The 16191-nt window shown below is 73.3% G+C and carries 14 protein-coding genes; 12 read left to right on the plus strand and 2 right to left on the minus strand.

Going from position 1 to position 16191, the window contains the following annotated elements; all coding sequences use genetic code 11:
* The 11 genes from AB0K05_RS34745 (at position 1) to AB0K05_RS34795 (ending at position 14028) form a co-directional block, all read left to right on the plus strand.
* Entirely contained in the window at positions 1-1011 is a 1011-nt protein-coding gene (locus tag AB0K05_RS34745) for an ABC transporter permease (RefSeq protein WP_364234897.1), read from the plus strand.
* The gene (locus tag AB0K05_RS34750; protein ID WP_219546262.1) at positions 1011-1877 is read left to right on the plus strand and encodes an ABC transporter permease; all 867 of its coding nucleotides are present in this window, start codon (positions 1011-1013) and stop codon (positions 1875-1877) included. Before AB0K05_RS34745 ends, AB0K05_RS34750 begins: the two co-directional genes overlap by 1 nt.
* A complete protein-coding gene (locus tag AB0K05_RS34755) occupies positions 1874-3802 on the plus strand; it encodes an ABC transporter ATP-binding protein (protein ID WP_364234901.1) in 1929 nt (642 codons plus the stop codon). The genes AB0K05_RS34750 and AB0K05_RS34755 overlap by 4 nt, the downstream gene beginning before the upstream one ends.
* A gap of 8 nt (positions 3803-3810) precedes the next feature.
* Positions 3811-5862: a hydantoinase/oxoprolinase family protein gene (locus tag AB0K05_RS34760; protein ID WP_364234904.1), complete on the plus strand. Its 2052-nt coding sequence runs from the start codon at positions 3811-3813 to the stop codon at positions 5860-5862.
* Positions 5859-7556: a hydantoinase B/oxoprolinase family protein gene (locus tag AB0K05_RS34765; protein ID WP_364234907.1), complete on the plus strand. Its 1698-nt coding sequence runs from the start codon at positions 5859-5861 to the stop codon at positions 7554-7556. The genes AB0K05_RS34760 and AB0K05_RS34765 overlap by 4 nt, the downstream gene beginning before the upstream one ends.
* Positions 7549-9813 carry a hydantoinase B/oxoprolinase family protein gene (locus tag AB0K05_RS34770; protein ID WP_364234909.1) on the plus strand — a complete coding sequence of 755 codons (2265 nt, stop codon included), beginning with the start codon at positions 7549-7551 and terminating at the stop codon, positions 9811-9813. Before AB0K05_RS34765 ends, AB0K05_RS34770 begins: the two co-directional genes overlap by 8 nt.
* Positions 9810-11057, plus strand: a complete 1248-nt coding sequence (locus AB0K05_RS34775; RefSeq protein WP_271276379.1) for an amidohydrolase family protein — start codon at positions 9810-9812, stop codon at positions 11055-11057. Before AB0K05_RS34770 ends, AB0K05_RS34775 begins: the two co-directional genes overlap by 4 nt.
* Positions 11054-11449 (plus strand): nuclear transport factor 2 family protein, encoded by a 396-nt coding sequence (locus AB0K05_RS34780; protein ID WP_219546257.1) that lies wholly within the window; start codon positions 11054-11056, stop codon positions 11447-11449. The genes AB0K05_RS34775 and AB0K05_RS34780 overlap by 4 nt, the downstream gene beginning before the upstream one ends.
* Complete coding sequence (locus AB0K05_RS34785; protein ID WP_148033081.1) at positions 11446-11772, plus strand: TIGR04076 family protein; 327 nt, start codon at positions 11446-11448, stop codon at positions 11770-11772. The genes AB0K05_RS34780 and AB0K05_RS34785 overlap by 4 nt, the downstream gene beginning before the upstream one ends.
* The gene (locus AB0K05_RS34790; RefSeq protein WP_271276378.1) at positions 11769-12782 is read left to right on the plus strand and encodes an LLM class flavin-dependent oxidoreductase; all 1014 of its coding nucleotides are present in this window, start codon (positions 11769-11771) and stop codon (positions 12780-12782) included. The genes AB0K05_RS34785 and AB0K05_RS34790 overlap by 4 nt, the downstream gene beginning before the upstream one ends.
* Positions 12783-12903: 121 nt before the next feature.
* The gene (locus AB0K05_RS34795) at positions 12904-14028 is read left to right on the plus strand and encodes an alpha/beta hydrolase (RefSeq protein ID WP_364234914.1); all 1125 of its coding nucleotides are present in this window, start codon (positions 12904-12906) and stop codon (positions 14026-14028) included.
* Here AB0K05_RS34795 and AB0K05_RS34800 read toward each other — a convergent pair.
* A complete protein-coding gene (locus AB0K05_RS34800; RefSeq protein WP_219546296.1) occupies positions 14012-14440 on the minus strand; it encodes an Lrp/AsnC family transcriptional regulator in 429 nt (142 codons plus the stop codon). The genes AB0K05_RS34795 and AB0K05_RS34800 overlap by 17 nt on opposite strands.
* 156 nt (positions 14441-14596) lie before the next feature.
* Between AB0K05_RS34800 and AB0K05_RS34805 the strand changes: the two genes are divergently transcribed.
* Positions 14597-15409, plus strand: coding sequence for a tryptophan 2,3-dioxygenase family protein (locus AB0K05_RS34805; protein ID WP_364234917.1), 813 nt, complete (start codon positions 14597-14599; stop codon positions 15407-15409).
* 4 nt (positions 15410-15413) lie between these two features.
* Here AB0K05_RS34805 and AB0K05_RS34810 read toward each other — a convergent pair whose 3' ends face one another.
* A complete protein-coding gene (locus AB0K05_RS34810) occupies positions 15414-16025 on the minus strand; it encodes a cupin domain-containing protein (RefSeq protein ID WP_271276375.1) in 612 nt (203 codons plus the stop codon).
* Between the last annotated feature and the right edge of the window lie 166 nt (positions 16026-16191).

The raw sequence follows: 16191 nt of genomic DNA on the forward strand, positions 1-16191 counted from the left end.
GTGCGGATCGCCCGATTCACCGCACGGCGCCTGCTGCAGGCCGTGCCCGTCCTCCTCGGCGTCGTCGTGGTGACGTTCGTGCTGGTCCGCGTGCTGCCCGGCGATCCGATCCGGACGATCCTCGGCCCCAACGCCACGGAGGCCGACGCGGCGGCGGCACGTGCCCGTTACGGGCTGGACCAGCCGATGTGGCAGCAGTTCGTGGACTACCTGGGCGGGCTGTTCACCGGTGACCTGGGCCTGTCCATCCAGAGCGGCCAGTCGGTGATGGGCGAGATGGCCGTCCGCCTCGGGCCCACGCTGGAGCTCGTCGTGATCGCCGTGACGATCGCGACGGTGCTGGCCACCGTGCTCGGCATCTGGTCCGCGCGCCGCGCGGGCCGCGCCGGTGACCACACGCTGCGGGTGCTGGCCCTGGTGGGCAACTCGCTGCCGGAGTTCTGGCTCGGCCTGGTGCTCATCCTGGTCGTGTACAGCGGCCTCGGCTGGGTGCCGGCGCCCAGCGGCCGGGTCGACCCGGACACGAACCTGTCGCTGATCACCGGCGCGGACCTGCTGGACGCGGTGCTCACCGGCAACGGCCCGGCGTTCGCGTCGGCCGCCGGCCACCTGGTGCTGCCGGTGGCGACCATGGTCGTCGTCATCGTGGCGCCGCTGATGCGCAGCGTGCGCGCCTCGGCGCTGGAGGTGCTGGGCTCGGAGGCCTACCGGGCGGCCGCCGCGCACGGCCTGCCGGAGCGCACGCTGCTGCGCGGCTATCTCGCCCGCGCCGCCCTGGTGCGGCTGCCCGCGCTGGCGGCGCTGGTGTTCGGGTTCGCGATCGGGTCGACGGTGCTGGTGGAGTACGTCTTCTCCTGGCAGGGCTTCGGGCAGTGGGCGCTGCGCGGGCTGCTGTTCCGGGACTACCCGGTGGTGCAGGCGTCGGTCGTGGTGATCGCGCTGTGCTACACGCTGATCTTCCTGATCGCGGACGTGGTGCACGCCGTCCTCGACCCGAGAGTGAGGATCTGATGGCCGACCTGACCACGGCGGGGGAGGCCGGCCCGCCGCGCGCCGCCGCCGCGGACCGCGGCTTCGCCACCACGCTGATCCGGACCGGGTCGGTGATCCTTGGGCTGGTCGTGCTCGCCGTGCTGATCGGGCCGCTGCTGGTCCGCTGGGGACCCGAGGAGATCGACGCGGCGGCCTCGCTGGCCCCGCCCGGCGGGGCGCACCCGCTGGGGACCGACGTCAACGGCATGGACATCCTCAGCCGGGTGCTGCATGCGGGCCGCCTGGACCTGGGCGTCGCCGTCGCGTCGGTCGCCCTGGCCGTGGTGCTCGGCACGCTGCTCGGGATCGTCGCCGGGTACCGCGGCGGGCTGGTCGACGACGTGCTGATGCGGATCCTGGACGTGTTCCAGGCGTTCCCGGCGTTCATCCTGGCGCTGGCGGTCGCCGCCCTGCTCGGGGGCGGCGTGCCCGAGCTGATCCTGGTGATCGCCCTGGTCAACGCGCCCGCGTACGCCCGTCTCGTCCGGGCCGAGGTGCGCACGGTGCGGGAACTGCCGTTCGTGGAGGCGTCCAGGACGTCGGGATCGTCCGGCCTGGGCACCCTCTGGCGGCACGTGCTGCCCAACAGCCTCACCCCGGTACGCGTCATCGCGCCGCTGAACTGCGGCTGGGCCATGCTCACCCTGGCGGGGCTGTCCTTCCTGGGTCTCGGCGTCACCGTGCCGACGGCGGAGTGGGGGGCCATGATCAGTCTCGGCTCGGCGGACGTGGTCGCCGGGCGCTGGTGGACCTCGGTGCCGCCCGGCCTGCTCCTGCTGGTCAGCGTCCTCGGGTTCAGCCTCCTCGGCGAAGGGCTGCAGGAACGCGCGGGGGTCACCCGATGACCCTGCTCGACATCCGGGACCTGAAGGTCGCCATCGGTTCCGTACAGGCACTCGCCGGCGTGGACCTCACGGTCGCGCGCGGCGAGGTCGTCGGGCTGGTGGGGGAGAGCGGCGGCGGCAAGAGCATGATCGCCAGATCGGTCGTGGGGCTCCTGCCGGACGGCGCCCGCGCCACCGGCCAGGTCCTCTTCGAGGATCGGGACGTGCTGACGATGGACGCCGCGGCGCTGGCGGCGCACCGCGGCGCGGGCGCGGCGATCTGCTTCCAGAACCCGCGCGGCGCGCTCAGCCCGACCCGCGTCATCGGCCGCCAGCTCACCGACCGCCTGGTGACCCACCAGGGCATGGACGCCTCCCAGGCGCGCTCGGCGGCGGTGGACCTGTTCGAGAGCGTCGGCATCCGCGCGGCGGCCCGGCGGTTCGGCAGCTACCCGCACGAGCTCTCCGGCGGCCAGGCGCAGCGCGTCATGATCTCCCTCGCCACCGGCTGCGCCCCTGGACTGCTCATCGCCGACGAGCCCACCACCGGCCTGGACGTCACCCTCACCCGCGAGATCCTGCTCCGGTTCCGCGAGGCGGCCGACGAGGAGGGCCGCGGCGTGCTCCTCATCTCCCACGACCTCGCGTCCATCGCCCGCATCTGCGACCGCCTCGTCGTCCTGAACGCGGGCGCGATCGTCGAACACGGCCCCACCACCGCCATCCTGACCACCCCAGCCGCCCCCTACACCCGCACCCTCCTCGCGGCCGTCCCCACCCTCCCCACCCCAACCCCCCACCCCGCCGAGTCCGGGGAATCCGGGGAGGCCGGGGAGGCCGGGGAGGCCGGGCAGGCCGGGCAGGCCGCAGGTTCCGCCGACTGCGCCGATCCCGCCGACCGTGCGCGGCCCGTAGGTGCGGGGGTGTCTGCCGAGTCCGGCGAGTCCGGCGAATCCGTCCCTTCCGCCGGTTCCGGTGATGAGGTTGTGCGGGTTGAGGATGCGCATGTGGTGTACGGGAGCCGGTTCGGGGCGGGGGGGCACCATGCGCTGCGTGGGGTCAGTCTGACTGTGCGGGCGGGGGAGACCGTGGGCGTGGTCGGCGAGAGCGGGAGTGGGAAGAGCACGCTGGCCCGGCTCATGCTCGGCATGATCACCCCGTCGCGGGGAGTGGTCACGCTGGCCGGGCAGGAGCCGTCACGTCTGCGCGGGCGGGAGCTGCGCGCCCTGCGCTGCCGCGCCCAGCTCGTGTTCCAGGACCCGATCGGCTCGCTCAGCCCGCGCCGCACCGTCGCCGACGCGGTGGCCGAGCCCCTGCGCGCCGCCGGGGTCAAGGCGCCCGAACGGGCCCGGCGGGTCGCGGCGGTGCTGGAGCGCATGGGCCTGGACGGGACGTACGCCGAGCGCCGCCCGCACGAGCTGTCCGGCGGCCAGGCGCAGCGCGTCGGCATCGCCAGGGCGCTGGCCGGTGAGCCCGACCTGATCGTCTTCGACGAGCCCACGTCCGCGCTGGACGTGACCGTACAGGCGCAGATCCTGAAGGTGATCGGCGAGGTGACGGCCGAGCGGGGCCGCGGCTCGGTGTTCATCTCGCACGACCTGGCCACCGTGCGCGGCTTCTGCGACCGGGTCGTGGTGCTCTACCTGGGCCGGATCGTCGAGGAGGGCCCGGTCGAGGAGGTCTTCGCCCGGCCGCGGCATCCGTACACGATGGCGCTCCTGGCCGCCGTGCCCTCGCTGGACGGCGAGGAGGAGACCGGCCGGGTGCGCCTGACCAAGGACCCGGAGGAGGCCGCCGCGGGCGGCGGCTGCGCGCTCGCGCCGCGCTGCCCGTTCGCGGAGGACGCCTGCCGCACCGAGGAGCAGGAGCTGCGGACCCTGGGCCGCGCCCGCGTGGCCTGCCGCCGCGCCGGCGCGCTTCCCGATCTCGAAGGACCAGAGAGGTGACACATCCCATGCCCGCGATCAGGCTGGCCGTCGACATCGGCGGCACCTTCGTCGACGCCATGGAGCTGGACACGCGCACCCACGCGGTCCGCTTCCGCAAGGCGCCGACGACCCCGGCCCGCCCCTGGGAGGGCGTGCTCACCGTCGTCGAACTGCTCGGCACCGACCTGCGCGAGGTGGAGCTGTTCATCCACGGCACCACGCTCGGGCTGAACGCGGTGCTGGAGCGGCGCGGCGAGACCACCGGGATCATCGCCAACGAGGGCTTCCGCGACGTCTTCCTGCTGGGCCGGGGCAACGTGCCCTCGGACCACATGTACGACTTCCAGTACCAGCGCCCGGAGAGCCTGGTCCGGCGCGCCGCCACGATCGGGGTGCGGGGGCGGCTCGACTACAAGGGCCGCGTCGTGGAGGACCTGGACCCGGACGACGTGCGGGAGGCCGCCCGGATCCTGGTGGAGGAGCAGGGGGTCCGGACGATCGCGGTCTGCTTCCTGCACTCCTACCTCAACCCCGAGCACGAGAAGCAGGCCGCGCGGCTCATCCGCGAGGCGTACCCGCAGGTCACCGTGTCGGTGTCGACGGACATCGTGCGCGAGTACCGCGAGTACGAGCGGACCAGCACCACCGTCCTGGACGCCTACATCCGCCCCATCTTCGAGCGTTACGTCGACCGCCTGGAGGCGGGCCTGGCCGAGGACGGCTTCGACGGCCGGTTCCTGATCATGCGGTCCGGCGGCGGTTCGATGACCTCGGGGGTGGCCAAGACCTCGCCCATGCACACCGTGCTGTCCGGCCCGGCCGGCGGCATCGTCGGAGCCGCGCACGTCGCCGCCGCGCTCGGCCGCGACAACCTGCTGACCTTCGACATCGGCGGCACGTCGCTGGACACCTGCGTGATCGAGCGGGGCGCGGCGGTGGCGGCTTATGAGGCGAAGCTGGAGCACTTCCCGCTGCTCATCCCCGCCTACGACATCCGCACCATCGGCGCGGGCGGCGGCTCGGTCGCCCACCTGGACCGCGGCCTGCTCAAGGTCGGCCCGCAGAGCGCCGGCGCCGACCCCGGCCCGGTCTGCTACGGCCGCGGCGGCACCCGGCCCACGGTCACCGACGCCGCCGTGACCCTCGGCTACGTCGACCCGGACCGCTTCCTCGGCGGCGACATGCGCCTGCACGACGAGGCGGCCAGGGACGCGCTGCGCGAGCAGATCGCCGAGCCGCTCGGGCTCGGCGTCGAGGCCGCCGCGGCCGGGATCTTCGACGTGCTGCTGGCCAGGACGGTCGGCGCGGTCCGGCAGATCACGGTCGAGCGGGGCCATGATCTCCGGGTCTTCTCGCTGCTGGCGTTCGGCGGCGCCGGGCCGCTGCTGGCGCCGCTCCTCGCCCGCGAGATGGGCATCCCCGAGGTGATCGTCCCGTTCGCGCCGTCCGGGTTCTCCGCGTGGGGCATGCTGGCGGCCGACATCGTGGACGACGTGTCGCGTACCGTCATGGTCACCCTGGAGGACGCCGACCTGGCCGCGCTGGAGTCGGTGTTCGCCGAGGCCGCGACCGAGGCGGCGGCCTCGCTCGCCGCGCAGGGCATCCCCGCCGGGCAGGCCGTGCTGGAACGCGCCATGGAGGTGCGCTATCTCGGCCAGGAGCACTCGCTGACGGTCCCCGTCGGCCGCGACCTGCGCCCCGACGTGGTACGGGCCGCGTTCGAGGAGCTGCACCACGCCCGGTACGGGCACGTCATGGACAACCAGCTGCAGATCCTGAACCTGCGGGTGCGCGGCATCGGGCGCATCGAGAAGCCGGAGCTGCCCCGGCACGCCCCCGGCGACGGCGACCCCGGCCGCGCCCGCACCGGCCGGCGGGACGCCTACGACTTCGGGACGCGGGCGGTGACGGAGTTCGCCGTGTACGACCGGGCCAAGCTGGAGCCGGGCGACGCACTGGAGGGTCCCGCCCTGATCGACGAGGGCACCTCCACCACGGTCGTGCACTCCGGGCAGCGCGTCCAGGTGGACCCCTTCGGTCATCTGCTGGTCACTCTCACTCCGGAGGCTCGGGCATGAGCGAGGCGAACGTGCGGCTGGACGGCGCGACGGCCGAGGTGGTCCGCAGCTACCTGCTGGCCGCGGCCGAGGAGATGCGGGCCACCCTGATCCGCACCTCGTTCAACCCGGTGATCTACGAGGTGCACGACTTCGGGCTGTCCATGTACGACGCGGACCTGCGGCTGGTGGCCGAGGCCACCGGGCTGACGTTCTTCCTCGGGGCGAACGACTTCTCGCTGGCCAAGGGCGTGGAGTACGTGGGCAGGGAGAACCTGCACCGCGGCGACATCGTGCTGCTCAACTACCCGTACTGGAACGCGGCCCACTCCTACGACGCGACCCTGTTCGCCCCGGTGTTCCAGCCGGATCCCGCGGACCCGGAGGCCGACGGCACGCTGGTCGGGTTCCTGTGCGTGCGGGCGCACTGGATGGATCTGGGCGCCAAGGATCCGGGCTATGTCCTGGATTCGACGGACATGCACCAGGAAGGGTTGATTTTTCCGGGTACGAAGGTGTTCTCCCGGGGTGAGCCTGTCCGGGAGATCCATGAGCTGATCCGGTTCAACTCGCGGATGCCGGATCTGGTCATCGGCGACCTGCACGCCCAGGTGGCCGCTCTGCGCACCGGCGAGCGCCGCCTGCTGGAGATCCTGGACAAGTTCGGCCGCCCCACCGTGGACGCGGCCGTCCAGCGCATGGTCGAGGACGGCGAGGCCCGCACCCGCGCCGCCCTCGCGGCGCTGCCCCAGGGCACGTGGACGGCCGAGGACTGGGTCGACGACGACGGCATCACCGAGGACCCGGTCAAGATGCGGGTCACGGTCACGATCGCCGACGGGCGCTTCACGGTCGACTTCGACGGCTCCGCCCCGGCCACGCCGGGCCCGATCAACATGCCGTTCGGCGCCACGGTCGCGCTCTGCAAGGTCATACTCAAGTCGCTGACCTCGCCCGACGAGCCGTCCAACCACGGCACGACGGTGCCCCTGGAGGTCCGCGCCGAGCCGGGGACGCTGTTCCACGCCGTCTACCCGCAGCCCACGTTCACGCTCTGGACCGGCATCGTGGCGGTGGAGCTCATCCTCAAGGCGCTGGCGCAGGGCATGCCGGACCGGGTGCCCGCGTCGTCCGGGGGTGACGTGCCCGGTTTCATGATGGTCGGTACGCATCCCGACACGGGTCAGATGTTCGCCGTCAGCAACAACGACCTGGTCGGCTGGGGCGCCACGCCGGACCACGACGGCATGAACGCCGCGACCCACGTCTCCGGCAGCGCCGGGCGGAGCACCCCGATCGAGGTGCTGGAGGCGCGTACCGGGATGTTCTTCGAACGCCTGGAGATGCGTACGGACTCGGGCGGCGCGGGCCGTCACCGGGGCGGAGTGGGCCTGCGGCGCGAGATCCGCTTCACCACGCCGGGCGAGTTCCTGTCGGTGATCAAGAAGACGCGTTCGCGTCCGTGGGCGCTGGAGGGCGGGCTGGAGCCGGACCCGAACCAGGTGATCGTGTTCCCCGGCACGGATCGTGAGGCCCGGGTGAGCACCAAACGGGTCAAGGTCGAGCCGGGGGACCGCGTGACGCTGCTGACAGCGGGCGGCGGCGGCCACGGCGACCCCCGCGATCGCGATCCCGAGGCGGTCCGCCGAGACGTCGCCGAGGGCTACGTCTCAGCGGAAGCCGCCCGCGAAATCTACGGCGTGGACGATGGCTGACCCCACCACGCCCAGCCCCGCACGGCCGAATCCCGCGACGCCTGGCCCCGCGCGGCCGGACCCCGCGACGCTCGGTCCTGCGCGGCCGGACGCCGGGGTGTCGGATCCCACGCGGCCGGACCTCACGACGCCCGGCCATGCGCGGCCGGACCCCGCGACGCTCGGTCCTGCGCGGCCGGATGCCGGGGTGTCGGATCCCACGCGGCCGGACCTCACGACGCCCGGCCATGCGCGGCCGGATCTCGCGGCGTCCGGCCACGCATGGCCGGACCCCGCGACGCCCGGATCCGCGCGGTCGGACGGCGGGGTGTCCGGGCCTGCGCGGTCTGGTGCCGGGGTTTCTGGCATCGCGCTGGACGGGGCGACGGCGGAGGTCGTGCGCTGTCATCTGGTCGCGGTGGCCGAGGAGATGCGGGCCACCCTGGAGCGGACCTCGTTCAACCCCGTCATCTACGAGGTGCGCGACTACGGGATCTCGGTCTACGACCCGGACCTGAGGCTGGTCGCCGAGGCCACCGGGCTGAGCCGGTTCCTCGGCGCGAACGACTACTCCATCCGCAAGGGCGTGGAGTACGTGGGGCGGGAGAACCTGCTGCCCGGTGACGTGGTGCTGCTGAACTACCCGTACTGGAACGCGGCCCACTCCTACGACGCGACCCTGTTCGCCCCGGTGTACGGGGACCCCGGGCTGCTGGGCTTCGTGTGCGTGCGGGCGCACTGGATGGATCTGGGCGCCAAGGACCCGGGCTATGTCCTGGATTCGACGGACATGCATCAGGAAGGGTTGATTTTTCCGGGTACGAAGGTGTTCTCCCGGGGCGAGCCTGTGCGGGAGATCCATGAGCTGATCCGGTTCAACTCGCGGATGCCGGACCTGGTCATCGGTGACCTGCACGCCCAGGTGGCCGCCCTGCGCACCGGCGAGCGCCGCCTCGCCGACGTGCACGCCCGGTACGGCACGCCCCTGGTGGCCGCCGCCGTGGACAGGGCCGTCGAGGCCGCCACCAGGTCGGCCGCCGACGCCGTCGCCGCGCTGCCGCAGGGCACGTGGACGGCCGAGGACTGGCTGGACGACGACGGCATCACCGAGGACCCGGTCAAGATGCGGGTCACGGTCACGATCGCCGACGGGCGCTTCACGGTCGACTTCGACGGCTCGGCCGCGATGACGCCCGGGCCGGTGAACCTCCCCCTGGGCGCCACCATCGCCACCTGCCGGGTCGCGTTCAAGGCGATCACCACCCCGTGGGAGGAGACCAACGCGGGCCACTTCGCGCCGCTGGAGGTACGGGCCGAGCCCGGCACCCTGTTCCACGCCATCTACCCCGCGGCCACGTTCACCCAGTGGACGGGCACGGTCGCGCTGGAGCTGATCTACAAGGCGCTGGCGCAGGGCATGCCGGACCGGTTGCCTGCGTCGTCCGGGGGCGACGTGCCCGGTTTCATGATGGTCGGTACGCATCCCGACACCGGCCGGATGTTCGCCGTCAGCAACAACGACGCCGTCGGCTGGGGCGGCACACCGGACCACGACGGCATCGGCCCCGCCAACCACCTGGCCCAGACGCAGGCCCGCAACACGCCGGTCGAGGTGCTGGAGGCGCGTACCGGGATGTTCTTCGAACGTCTGGAGATGCGTACGGACTCGGGCGGCGCGGGCCGTCACCGGGGCGGGGTGGGGTTGCGGCGCGAGATCCGGTTCACCACGCCGGGCGAGTTCCTGTCGGTGATCAAGAAGACGCGGTCGCGGCCATGGGCCCTGATGGGCGGGCTGGAGCCGGACCCGAACCAGGTGATCGTGTTCCCCGGCACCGACCGTGAGGCGCGGGTCAGCACCAAACGGGTCAAGGTCCAGCCGGGAGACCGGGTGACGCTGCTGACAGCGGGCGGCGGCGGCCACGGCAACCCGCGCGAGCGTGACCCCGAGGCGGTCCGCCGCGACGTCGCCGAGGGCTACGTCTCGGCCAAGGCCGCCCGCGACGTCTACGGCGTGGCAGCGCCGCTCCCCGTTCCCTCCCCACGCCCGACGGCGGGCGGCTCCCCGCGCAAGCCCTCCCCACCCCTGACGACGCAGAGCTCCACGCGCAAGCCCTCCCCGCCCCCGACGGCGCAGGGCTCCATGCTCAAGCCTTCCCCACGCCCGACGGCAGAGGGCTCCATGCTCAAGCCCTCCCCACGCCCGACGGCAGAGGGCTCCACGCTCAAGCCCTCCTCACCCCCAACGGTTCGGGACTCCACGCTCAAGGAGATGCGATGAACACGGTCGTGATCACCGGCTGCACCGTGGCCGACGGCCGGGTGGCCGACGGGGCGAGCCCTGTCGAGGACGCCGGGATCCTCGTACGGGACGACCGCATCGCGGCCGTGGGCACCCGGCAGGAGATCCTGGCCGAGGTGGCGGACCGGACGGACGTGGACCGCGTCGACCTCGGCGGCGCGTACGTCACGCCCGGCCTGGTCAACATGCACACCCACCTGTCCCTGTCCCTCCCCGGCGCCGGCGGTGACCAGGTCAAGGACCTGAACCCGCACGAGCTGGCCCTCTACATGGCCGACGGCGCCCGCCGCACCCTCGACTGCGGCGTCACCACCGTGCGGTGCGTGGCCGAGAAGGACCACGCCGACTTCGCGCTCCGGCGCGCCATCGAGGCCGGCCGGGTGCCCGGACCTCGCATGTTCACCGCCGGGCGCGCCCTGGTCTGCACCGGCGGGCACGGCCACGAGGGCACCGACACCCTGGAGTGCGACGGCGTCGACGGCTTCAGGCGCGGCACCCGCGCCCAGCTCAAGGCCGGCGCCGACCTCATCAAGGTGATGATCTCCGGCGGCATCGCGGGACAGCACGAGTCGATCGACACGCCCCAGCTGTTCGCCGACGAGATGGCGGCGGTGATCGAGACCGCGCACGCCTGGGGCCGCAGGGTCACCGCGCACGCCGGCCCCGCCGCCGTGATCGCCCAGGCCGTGGAGCTCGGCCTGGACTGCGTGGAGCACGGCTACCAGCTCACCCCCGAGGTGGCCGCCCGGATGGCCGCCCGCGGCACCGCGCTGGTGCCCACCCTGCTGGTCACCCGGTGCAAGGGGTTCTTCGACGAGCTGGGCGTGCCGGAGTGGATGCAGTGCCGCTCGCTCGGCGCCGGCCCCGCCCACCTGGACAGCTTCGCCACCGCGGTGGCCGCCGGGGTGGAGGTGCTGCTCGGCAGCGACATGCCGCCGTTCTGGTCGTTCGAGGGCACCAACGCGACCGTGCGCGAGCTGGAGCACATGGCCGAGGTGATCGGCCCGGCCCGCGCGCTCCACGCCGCCACCCTGGGCCCCGCCCGCTGGCTCCGCGCCGAGGCCGACATCGGCACCGTGGAACCCGGCCGGTACGCCGACCTGATCGCGATGGACGAGAACCCCCTGGCCGCGGCGTCCGCGTACCGGGGCGTCCACTGGGTGATGAAGGGCGGCCGCGTCGTGCGGACCGGCCCCCCGACCTCTGGAAGGAAGACACCGTGACCCTGGACGCCGCGGCGGACATCGCCGCCGCCATCGACGACATGTACGCCGCGTTCGTCGCCGGCGACCGCGCCCGCTTCGACGGCCACCTGCACCCCGACGTGACCACCTGGGAGACCCACCTGCCGGGCCCCCTGCGCACCCGCGCCGAGCTGGACGCCTACCGCGACGCCCGGGACGGCGCCGGCCGCCGGCCGGTCATGGACACGCTGACCGCCCGCGACAAGCGCATCGACGTCTGGGGAGAGGTGGGCGTGGCCCGGTACGTCCTGGTGGCCGAGCCGCACGGCGCCCCCGCCCAGCACACCAGGGTCACCGACGTGCTCCGGCACACGCGCGGCCGCTGGCTGATCGCCCACCATCACGCCGAGCTGCTGAGTGAGGGAGCATGACCACCGGCGACACCGACATGGAGCTCTACGACCTGCGGGTCACCGTCGACACGATCGAGGGCCGCTCGGTCTGCGGCATGGCCGTCGGCGACTACTTCGAGCTGGAGAACAGCGCCCACCTGCGGATCCCCGACGGCCGCCACTTCTGCGTCTGGGCCCTGGCCGCCGTCCTGCCCTTCCTGGCCGCCAAACAGCGCGACCTCGGCCCGGGGGACTGGCTGGAACGCGACACCCTGTTCTGCTGCCCGGACCCGGAGGAGCGGCTCACCATGCGGCTGGAGCGCGTCCGGCGCCGCCCGATGAACTCGGCGGACCTCACATGAGCCGCGGCTTCGAGATCGGCATCGGCCTGCAGAGCGACAAGCGCCCGGGCGACTACGCCCGGCTGGCCCGCATCGCCGAGGAGCACGGCATCGACGTGGTGTCGGTGTTCGGCGACCTGATGTACCAGCCGCCCATCTTCCCGCTGCTGGAGATGGCCGCCGCCACCTCCCGGGTGCGCCTGGGCACGGCCTGCCTCAACCCCTACTCGATGGCCCCGTACGAGATCGCGGGCCAGGTCGCCGCGCTCGACCTGGCCTCCGGCGGGCGGGCCTACCTGGGCCTGGCCCGCGGCACCTGGCTGGGCGAGGTGGGGCTGGCGCAGCCGCGCCCGCTGACCGCGCTGGCCGAGTGCGCCGAGGTCGTGTACCGGCTGCTCGGCGGCGACACCTCCGGCTTCTCCGGCGAGGTGTTCACGCTGGCGCCCGGCACCGCGCTGCGCTACCCCGTACAGCGTCCCCGCCCGCCGCTGCTGATCGGCGCCTGGGGCGCTCGCGGCGCGGCGCTCGCGGGACGTCTCGCCGACGAGATCAAGGTGGGCGGCAGCGCCAACCCGGCGATGGTGCCGGTGATCAGGGAGCGGTTGCGTCCGGGTGCCGAACAGGCCGGGCGGTCCGCCGAGGACGTCGGCATCGTGCTCGGCGCGGTCACCGTCGTGGCCGCCGACGGCGCCGCCGCCCGCGCGAAGGCCCGGCGTGAGGTGGCGATGTACCTCGCCGTCGTGGCCGACCTGGACCCCACCGCGAACGTCCCCGCCGACCTGCTGGCACGGGTCAAGACCGAGACCGCGGCGGGACGCCACGACGAGGCGGCCGGGCTCATCCCGGACGACCTGCTGGACCTGTTCGCGTTCTCCGGCACACCCGACCAGGTGGCAGCCCAGGCACAGCGCCTGATCGACGCGGGCGTCCACCGCGTCGAGTTCGGCACCCCGCACGGCCTCACCGACGATCAGGGCGTCTCCCTGATCGGGGCGGAGGTCGTCCCCATGCTGAGGCCCGCGACGCGATGAGACCACCACGGGGTCGTGCCGACGCCGGGCGCGGCGACACGATCAGACCACCACGAGGCCGTGCCGACGCCGGGCGTGGCGGCGCGATGACGGCTGTCACGATGGGGAGGTCCGCGACGTCATGACGACTGTTACCGTGCTCACCGCCCCCGGGCTCGTCGCGGATCTCGGGCTGCTCGGGGAGCTGGCCGGGCGCGAGTTCGCGGCGCTCGGGGTCGCCGGGCGGGTGGTCTCGCCGCCGGACACGCCGTCCTTCCAGGTCGCCCTGGACGCCGCCGGAGCGGACGGACTGGTGGTCGCGCTGCCCGGCGCCGATCCTGAGGTGCGCGGCCTGATGGATCCGCCCAGGCCGTACGCGTCGCGGCTGGTCTGGCTGGACCTGGGGGTGACCGGCCCGCACCCGGCCGGCGGCGCCACCCACCTGTACGGGCGCGGCGCACAGGGCCTGACCTGGGCCATCCGGCACGTCGTGCACCGCGCGGCGGCCCGGCCCCGCCGCGTCCCCTACGGCCCGCACCCCGACCAGTACGGCGAGCTCCACCTGCCGGGGACGCGGCCCGCCCCCGTGGCGATGCTGCTACACGGCGGCTTCTACCGGTCCATCTGGGCCGCCGACCTCATGGACGCCCTCGCCGCCGACCTGGCCGCCCGCGGATTCGCCGCGTGGAACGTGGAGTACCGCCGCCCGGACAGGCACGGCTGGGCCGCGACCGTGTCCGACGTCGCCGCCGCTTACACGGCGCTCAGCACCCTGCCGGACCCCGACCGGCCGCTCGGTGACCGTTCGGACCTCGACCCCGCCCGCGTCGCCGTGATCGGCCACTCCGCCGGCGGTCAGCTCGCACTGCGCCTGGCCGCCGACCTGTGGCAGTCGGGACGCCCGGCCCCCGCGCTGGCCGTCTCCCTCGCCGGGCTGCTTGACCTGGTGGAATGCGACCTGCGCGACCTCAGCGGCGGCGCGACCGCCATGGCGCTGGGCGGCCGCAGCACCGAGATCCCGGAGGAGTACGCCAGATCCAGCCCGCTGGCCCGTCTCCCGCTGGGCGGCCCGCAGCTCGTCGTGCAGGGCGCCCAGGACGACCCGGACCTGGTGGACTTCAACCGCCGGTACGCCGCCGCGGGGACGGACGACGACGTCACCTACCTGGAACGCCCCGGCGACCACTTCGACGTGATCGACCCGGCCGCCCCCATCTGGGACGCCACCGCCGAGCTGATCGCCGCGAGGCTCAGGGCAGCTCCGTGACCGGCCGCCACCGCACGGGGCTGGACAGCACCATCGTGCTCGACGGCCGCCCGTACTGAGCCAGCCGGTCGATCAGCCCTTCGAAGTCCGCCATCGACGCCAGCGCGACCACCAGCAGGCAGCACGTGTCACCGGTGACCCGGTACACCTGCACGATCTCCGGCTGCTCCAGCGCCTCCTCGTGGCGCAGCACGCAGCGCGCCCCGTAACAGGACATCCTGATGAGCGCCCGCACCGTACGCCCGGCCCGCCCCAGGTCGACGTGCGCGTGGTAGCCCTCGATCACCCCGGTCTCCTCCAGCCGCCGCACCCGCTCGGCCACGGCGGGGGAGGACAGGTGCACCCGCCGGGACAGCTCGCTGAAAGAGAGCCGGGCGTCGGCCTGCAGCTCGGTAAGGATCGCCCAGTCCATCGCGTCCACGGCACCCACCCATCACTCTCGGCAGCGGTGAAGGCGAACCCGCGGTCCTGCTTTGAGAACGGAAAGTCTCCCCGTCCCAACGCCTTCGACATGCCATTTCATCACAGTTCGTCTTCGGTGAACATTGAGGTGAACGAGGAGGAAGCGATGGTGACCCCCAATCTGAGCTTCGCGCAAGCCACGCCGTACGACGAGTACGTCGGCACGGACACCCTGCGCGCGCTGCCGGGCGCGCGCACCGACGCGCCCGAGGAGCCCGCCTTCCTGGTGACCACTCAGGTGATGGAGCTCTACTTCGGCCTGGTGCGCACCGAACTGCGTCTGGCCGCCCGCCTGCTCGGCACCCCCGACCTGCCCCCGGCGACCGCCGCCATCGCCCGCGCGGCGGCCTACCTGGAGGTGGTCAACACCGCCTGGCGCCCGCTGAACCGCCTCACGCCGCGCCAGTTCAACGCCTTCCGGCCGGCGCTCGGCGAGGGCTCCGGGTTCCAGTCGGCGCTCTACCGCGAGGTCGAGTTCCTGCTCGGCGACAAGTCCGAGTCCCTGGCGCGGGTGCACCGCGGCAATCCCGAGGCCCACGGCGAGCTGCTGGCGGCGCTGCGCGCGCCCAGCCTGTACGACGTCGCCCTGTCCGTGCTGGCCCGGCTCGGCTACGAGATCCCCGCCACCACCCTGGCGCGCGACCCGGCTCAGCCGTACCAGCCCGAGCCCCTGGTCGAGCAGGCCTGGGCCCGTGTGTACGCCGAGCGCGGCGCCGGCGACCACCTCTGGGAGCTCGCCGAGGCGCTGACCGACGTCGCCGAGGGGTTCATGCGGTGGCGCACCCTCCACCTCATGGTGGTCCGCCGCGCGATGGGCGCGAAGACGGGCACCGGAGGGTCGAGCGGCGCGAGCTGGCTGGAGCGGTCGCTGCGCCGCGAGATCTTCCCGGAGCTGTGGTCGGCCAGGACCCTGATCTGAGCGTCTAGAACAGCCTGGGCGTCACGACGGACACCACCGTCGTCACCTCGTCGGTGTCGTTGTACATGCTGTGCGGCACCGTCGAGCGCAGGTGGACGCTGTCGCCGGGGTGGAGCCGGTGCTCCACCCCGTCCACCTCGTACAGCAACTCCCCGCTCAGCACGTAGGCGAACTCCTCCCCGGAGTGCCCGTACGCCGGCTCCCGCCGCCCGCCCGGCGCGATGTGCACCAGCAGCGGCTCCAGCACCAGGCTGGGCCCGCGCGAGGACAGCATCCGGTACGTCTGGGCCCCCGACACGTACTCGGTCGCCGCCGTCTGGGCCCGGGTGAGGGTGAAATGCTCCGGCAGCCGCTCGGCGTCCCGTCCGGGCTGGTGGCCGGGGGAGTCGTCGAAGAACTCGGCGACGCCCCGGTCCAGCGCCGCCGCGACGCTGTTCAGCGCGACCAGCCCGATGGTGGAGATCCCGCGCTCCACCTGGGAGAGGAACCCGATCGACAGGCCGGAACCGGCCGACAGGCCGCGCAGTGTCATCCCGCGTTCCTTGCGGAACTGGCGCATCCGCGCGCCCACGAGCTCCTGACGGGGCTCGTCCGCGGACCGGCCTCCCGACGTCACCGGTGACCTCCAGGTAAAAGGGGGGGTTGTTCAGCAGCATGAACATATTTCACGGAAGGCGCCGGGGCCAACCCTTTCCGGCGAACCCGATGGTCATGCGGAGTCGTGTCACGGTTTCGGTATCACACCGGCGTATCAGGTGCGTCACCGTTGGAGAGATCACCCT

This window comes from Nonomuraea sp. NPDC049486 (genome assembly GCF_040676925.1).
GTDB classification, from domain to species: Bacteria; Actinomycetota; Actinomycetes; order Streptosporangiales; family Streptosporangiaceae; genus Nonomuraea; species Nonomuraea ferruginea.

Excerpts from the sequence above, each read along its gene's own strand:
- AB0K05_RS34800 (WP_219546296.1), bottom strand. The coding sequence starts at position 14,440 with ATGGACTGGGCGATCCTTACCGAGCTGCAGGCCGACGCCCGGCTCTCT.
- AB0K05_RS34755 (WP_364234901.1), top strand. The coding sequence starts at position 1,874 with ATGACCCTGCTCGACATCCGGGACCTGAAGGTCGCCATCGGTTCCGTA.
- AB0K05_RS34805 (WP_364234917.1), top strand. The coding sequence starts at position 14,597 with ATGGTGACCCCCAATCTGAGCTTCGCGCAAGCCACGCCGTACGACGAG.
- AB0K05_RS34785 (WP_148033081.1), top strand. The coding sequence starts at position 11,446 with ATGACCACCGGCGACACCGACATGGAGCTCTACGACCTGCGGGTCACC.
- AB0K05_RS34775 (WP_271276379.1), top strand. The coding sequence starts at position 9,810 with ATGAACACGGTCGTGATCACCGGCTGCACCGTGGCCGACGGCCGGGTG.
- AB0K05_RS34750 (WP_219546262.1), top strand. The coding sequence starts at position 1,011 with ATGGCCGACCTGACCACGGCGGGGGAGGCCGGCCCGCCGCGCGCCGCC.
- AB0K05_RS34795 (WP_364234914.1), top strand. The coding sequence starts at position 12,904 with ATGACGACTGTTACCGTGCTCACCGCCCCCGGGCTCGTCGCGGATCTC.
- AB0K05_RS34770 (WP_364234909.1), top strand. The coding sequence starts at position 7,549 with ATGGCTGACCCCACCACGCCCAGCCCCGCACGGCCGAATCCCGCGACG.
- AB0K05_RS34790 (WP_271276378.1), top strand. The coding sequence starts at position 11,769 with ATGAGCCGCGGCTTCGAGATCGGCATCGGCCTGCAGAGCGACAAGCGC.
- AB0K05_RS34765 (WP_364234907.1), top strand. The coding sequence starts at position 5,859 with ATGAGCGAGGCGAACGTGCGGCTGGACGGCGCGACGGCCGAGGTGGTC.
- AB0K05_RS34760 (WP_364234904.1), top strand. The coding sequence starts at position 3,811 with ATGCCCGCGATCAGGCTGGCCGTCGACATCGGCGGCACCTTCGTCGAC.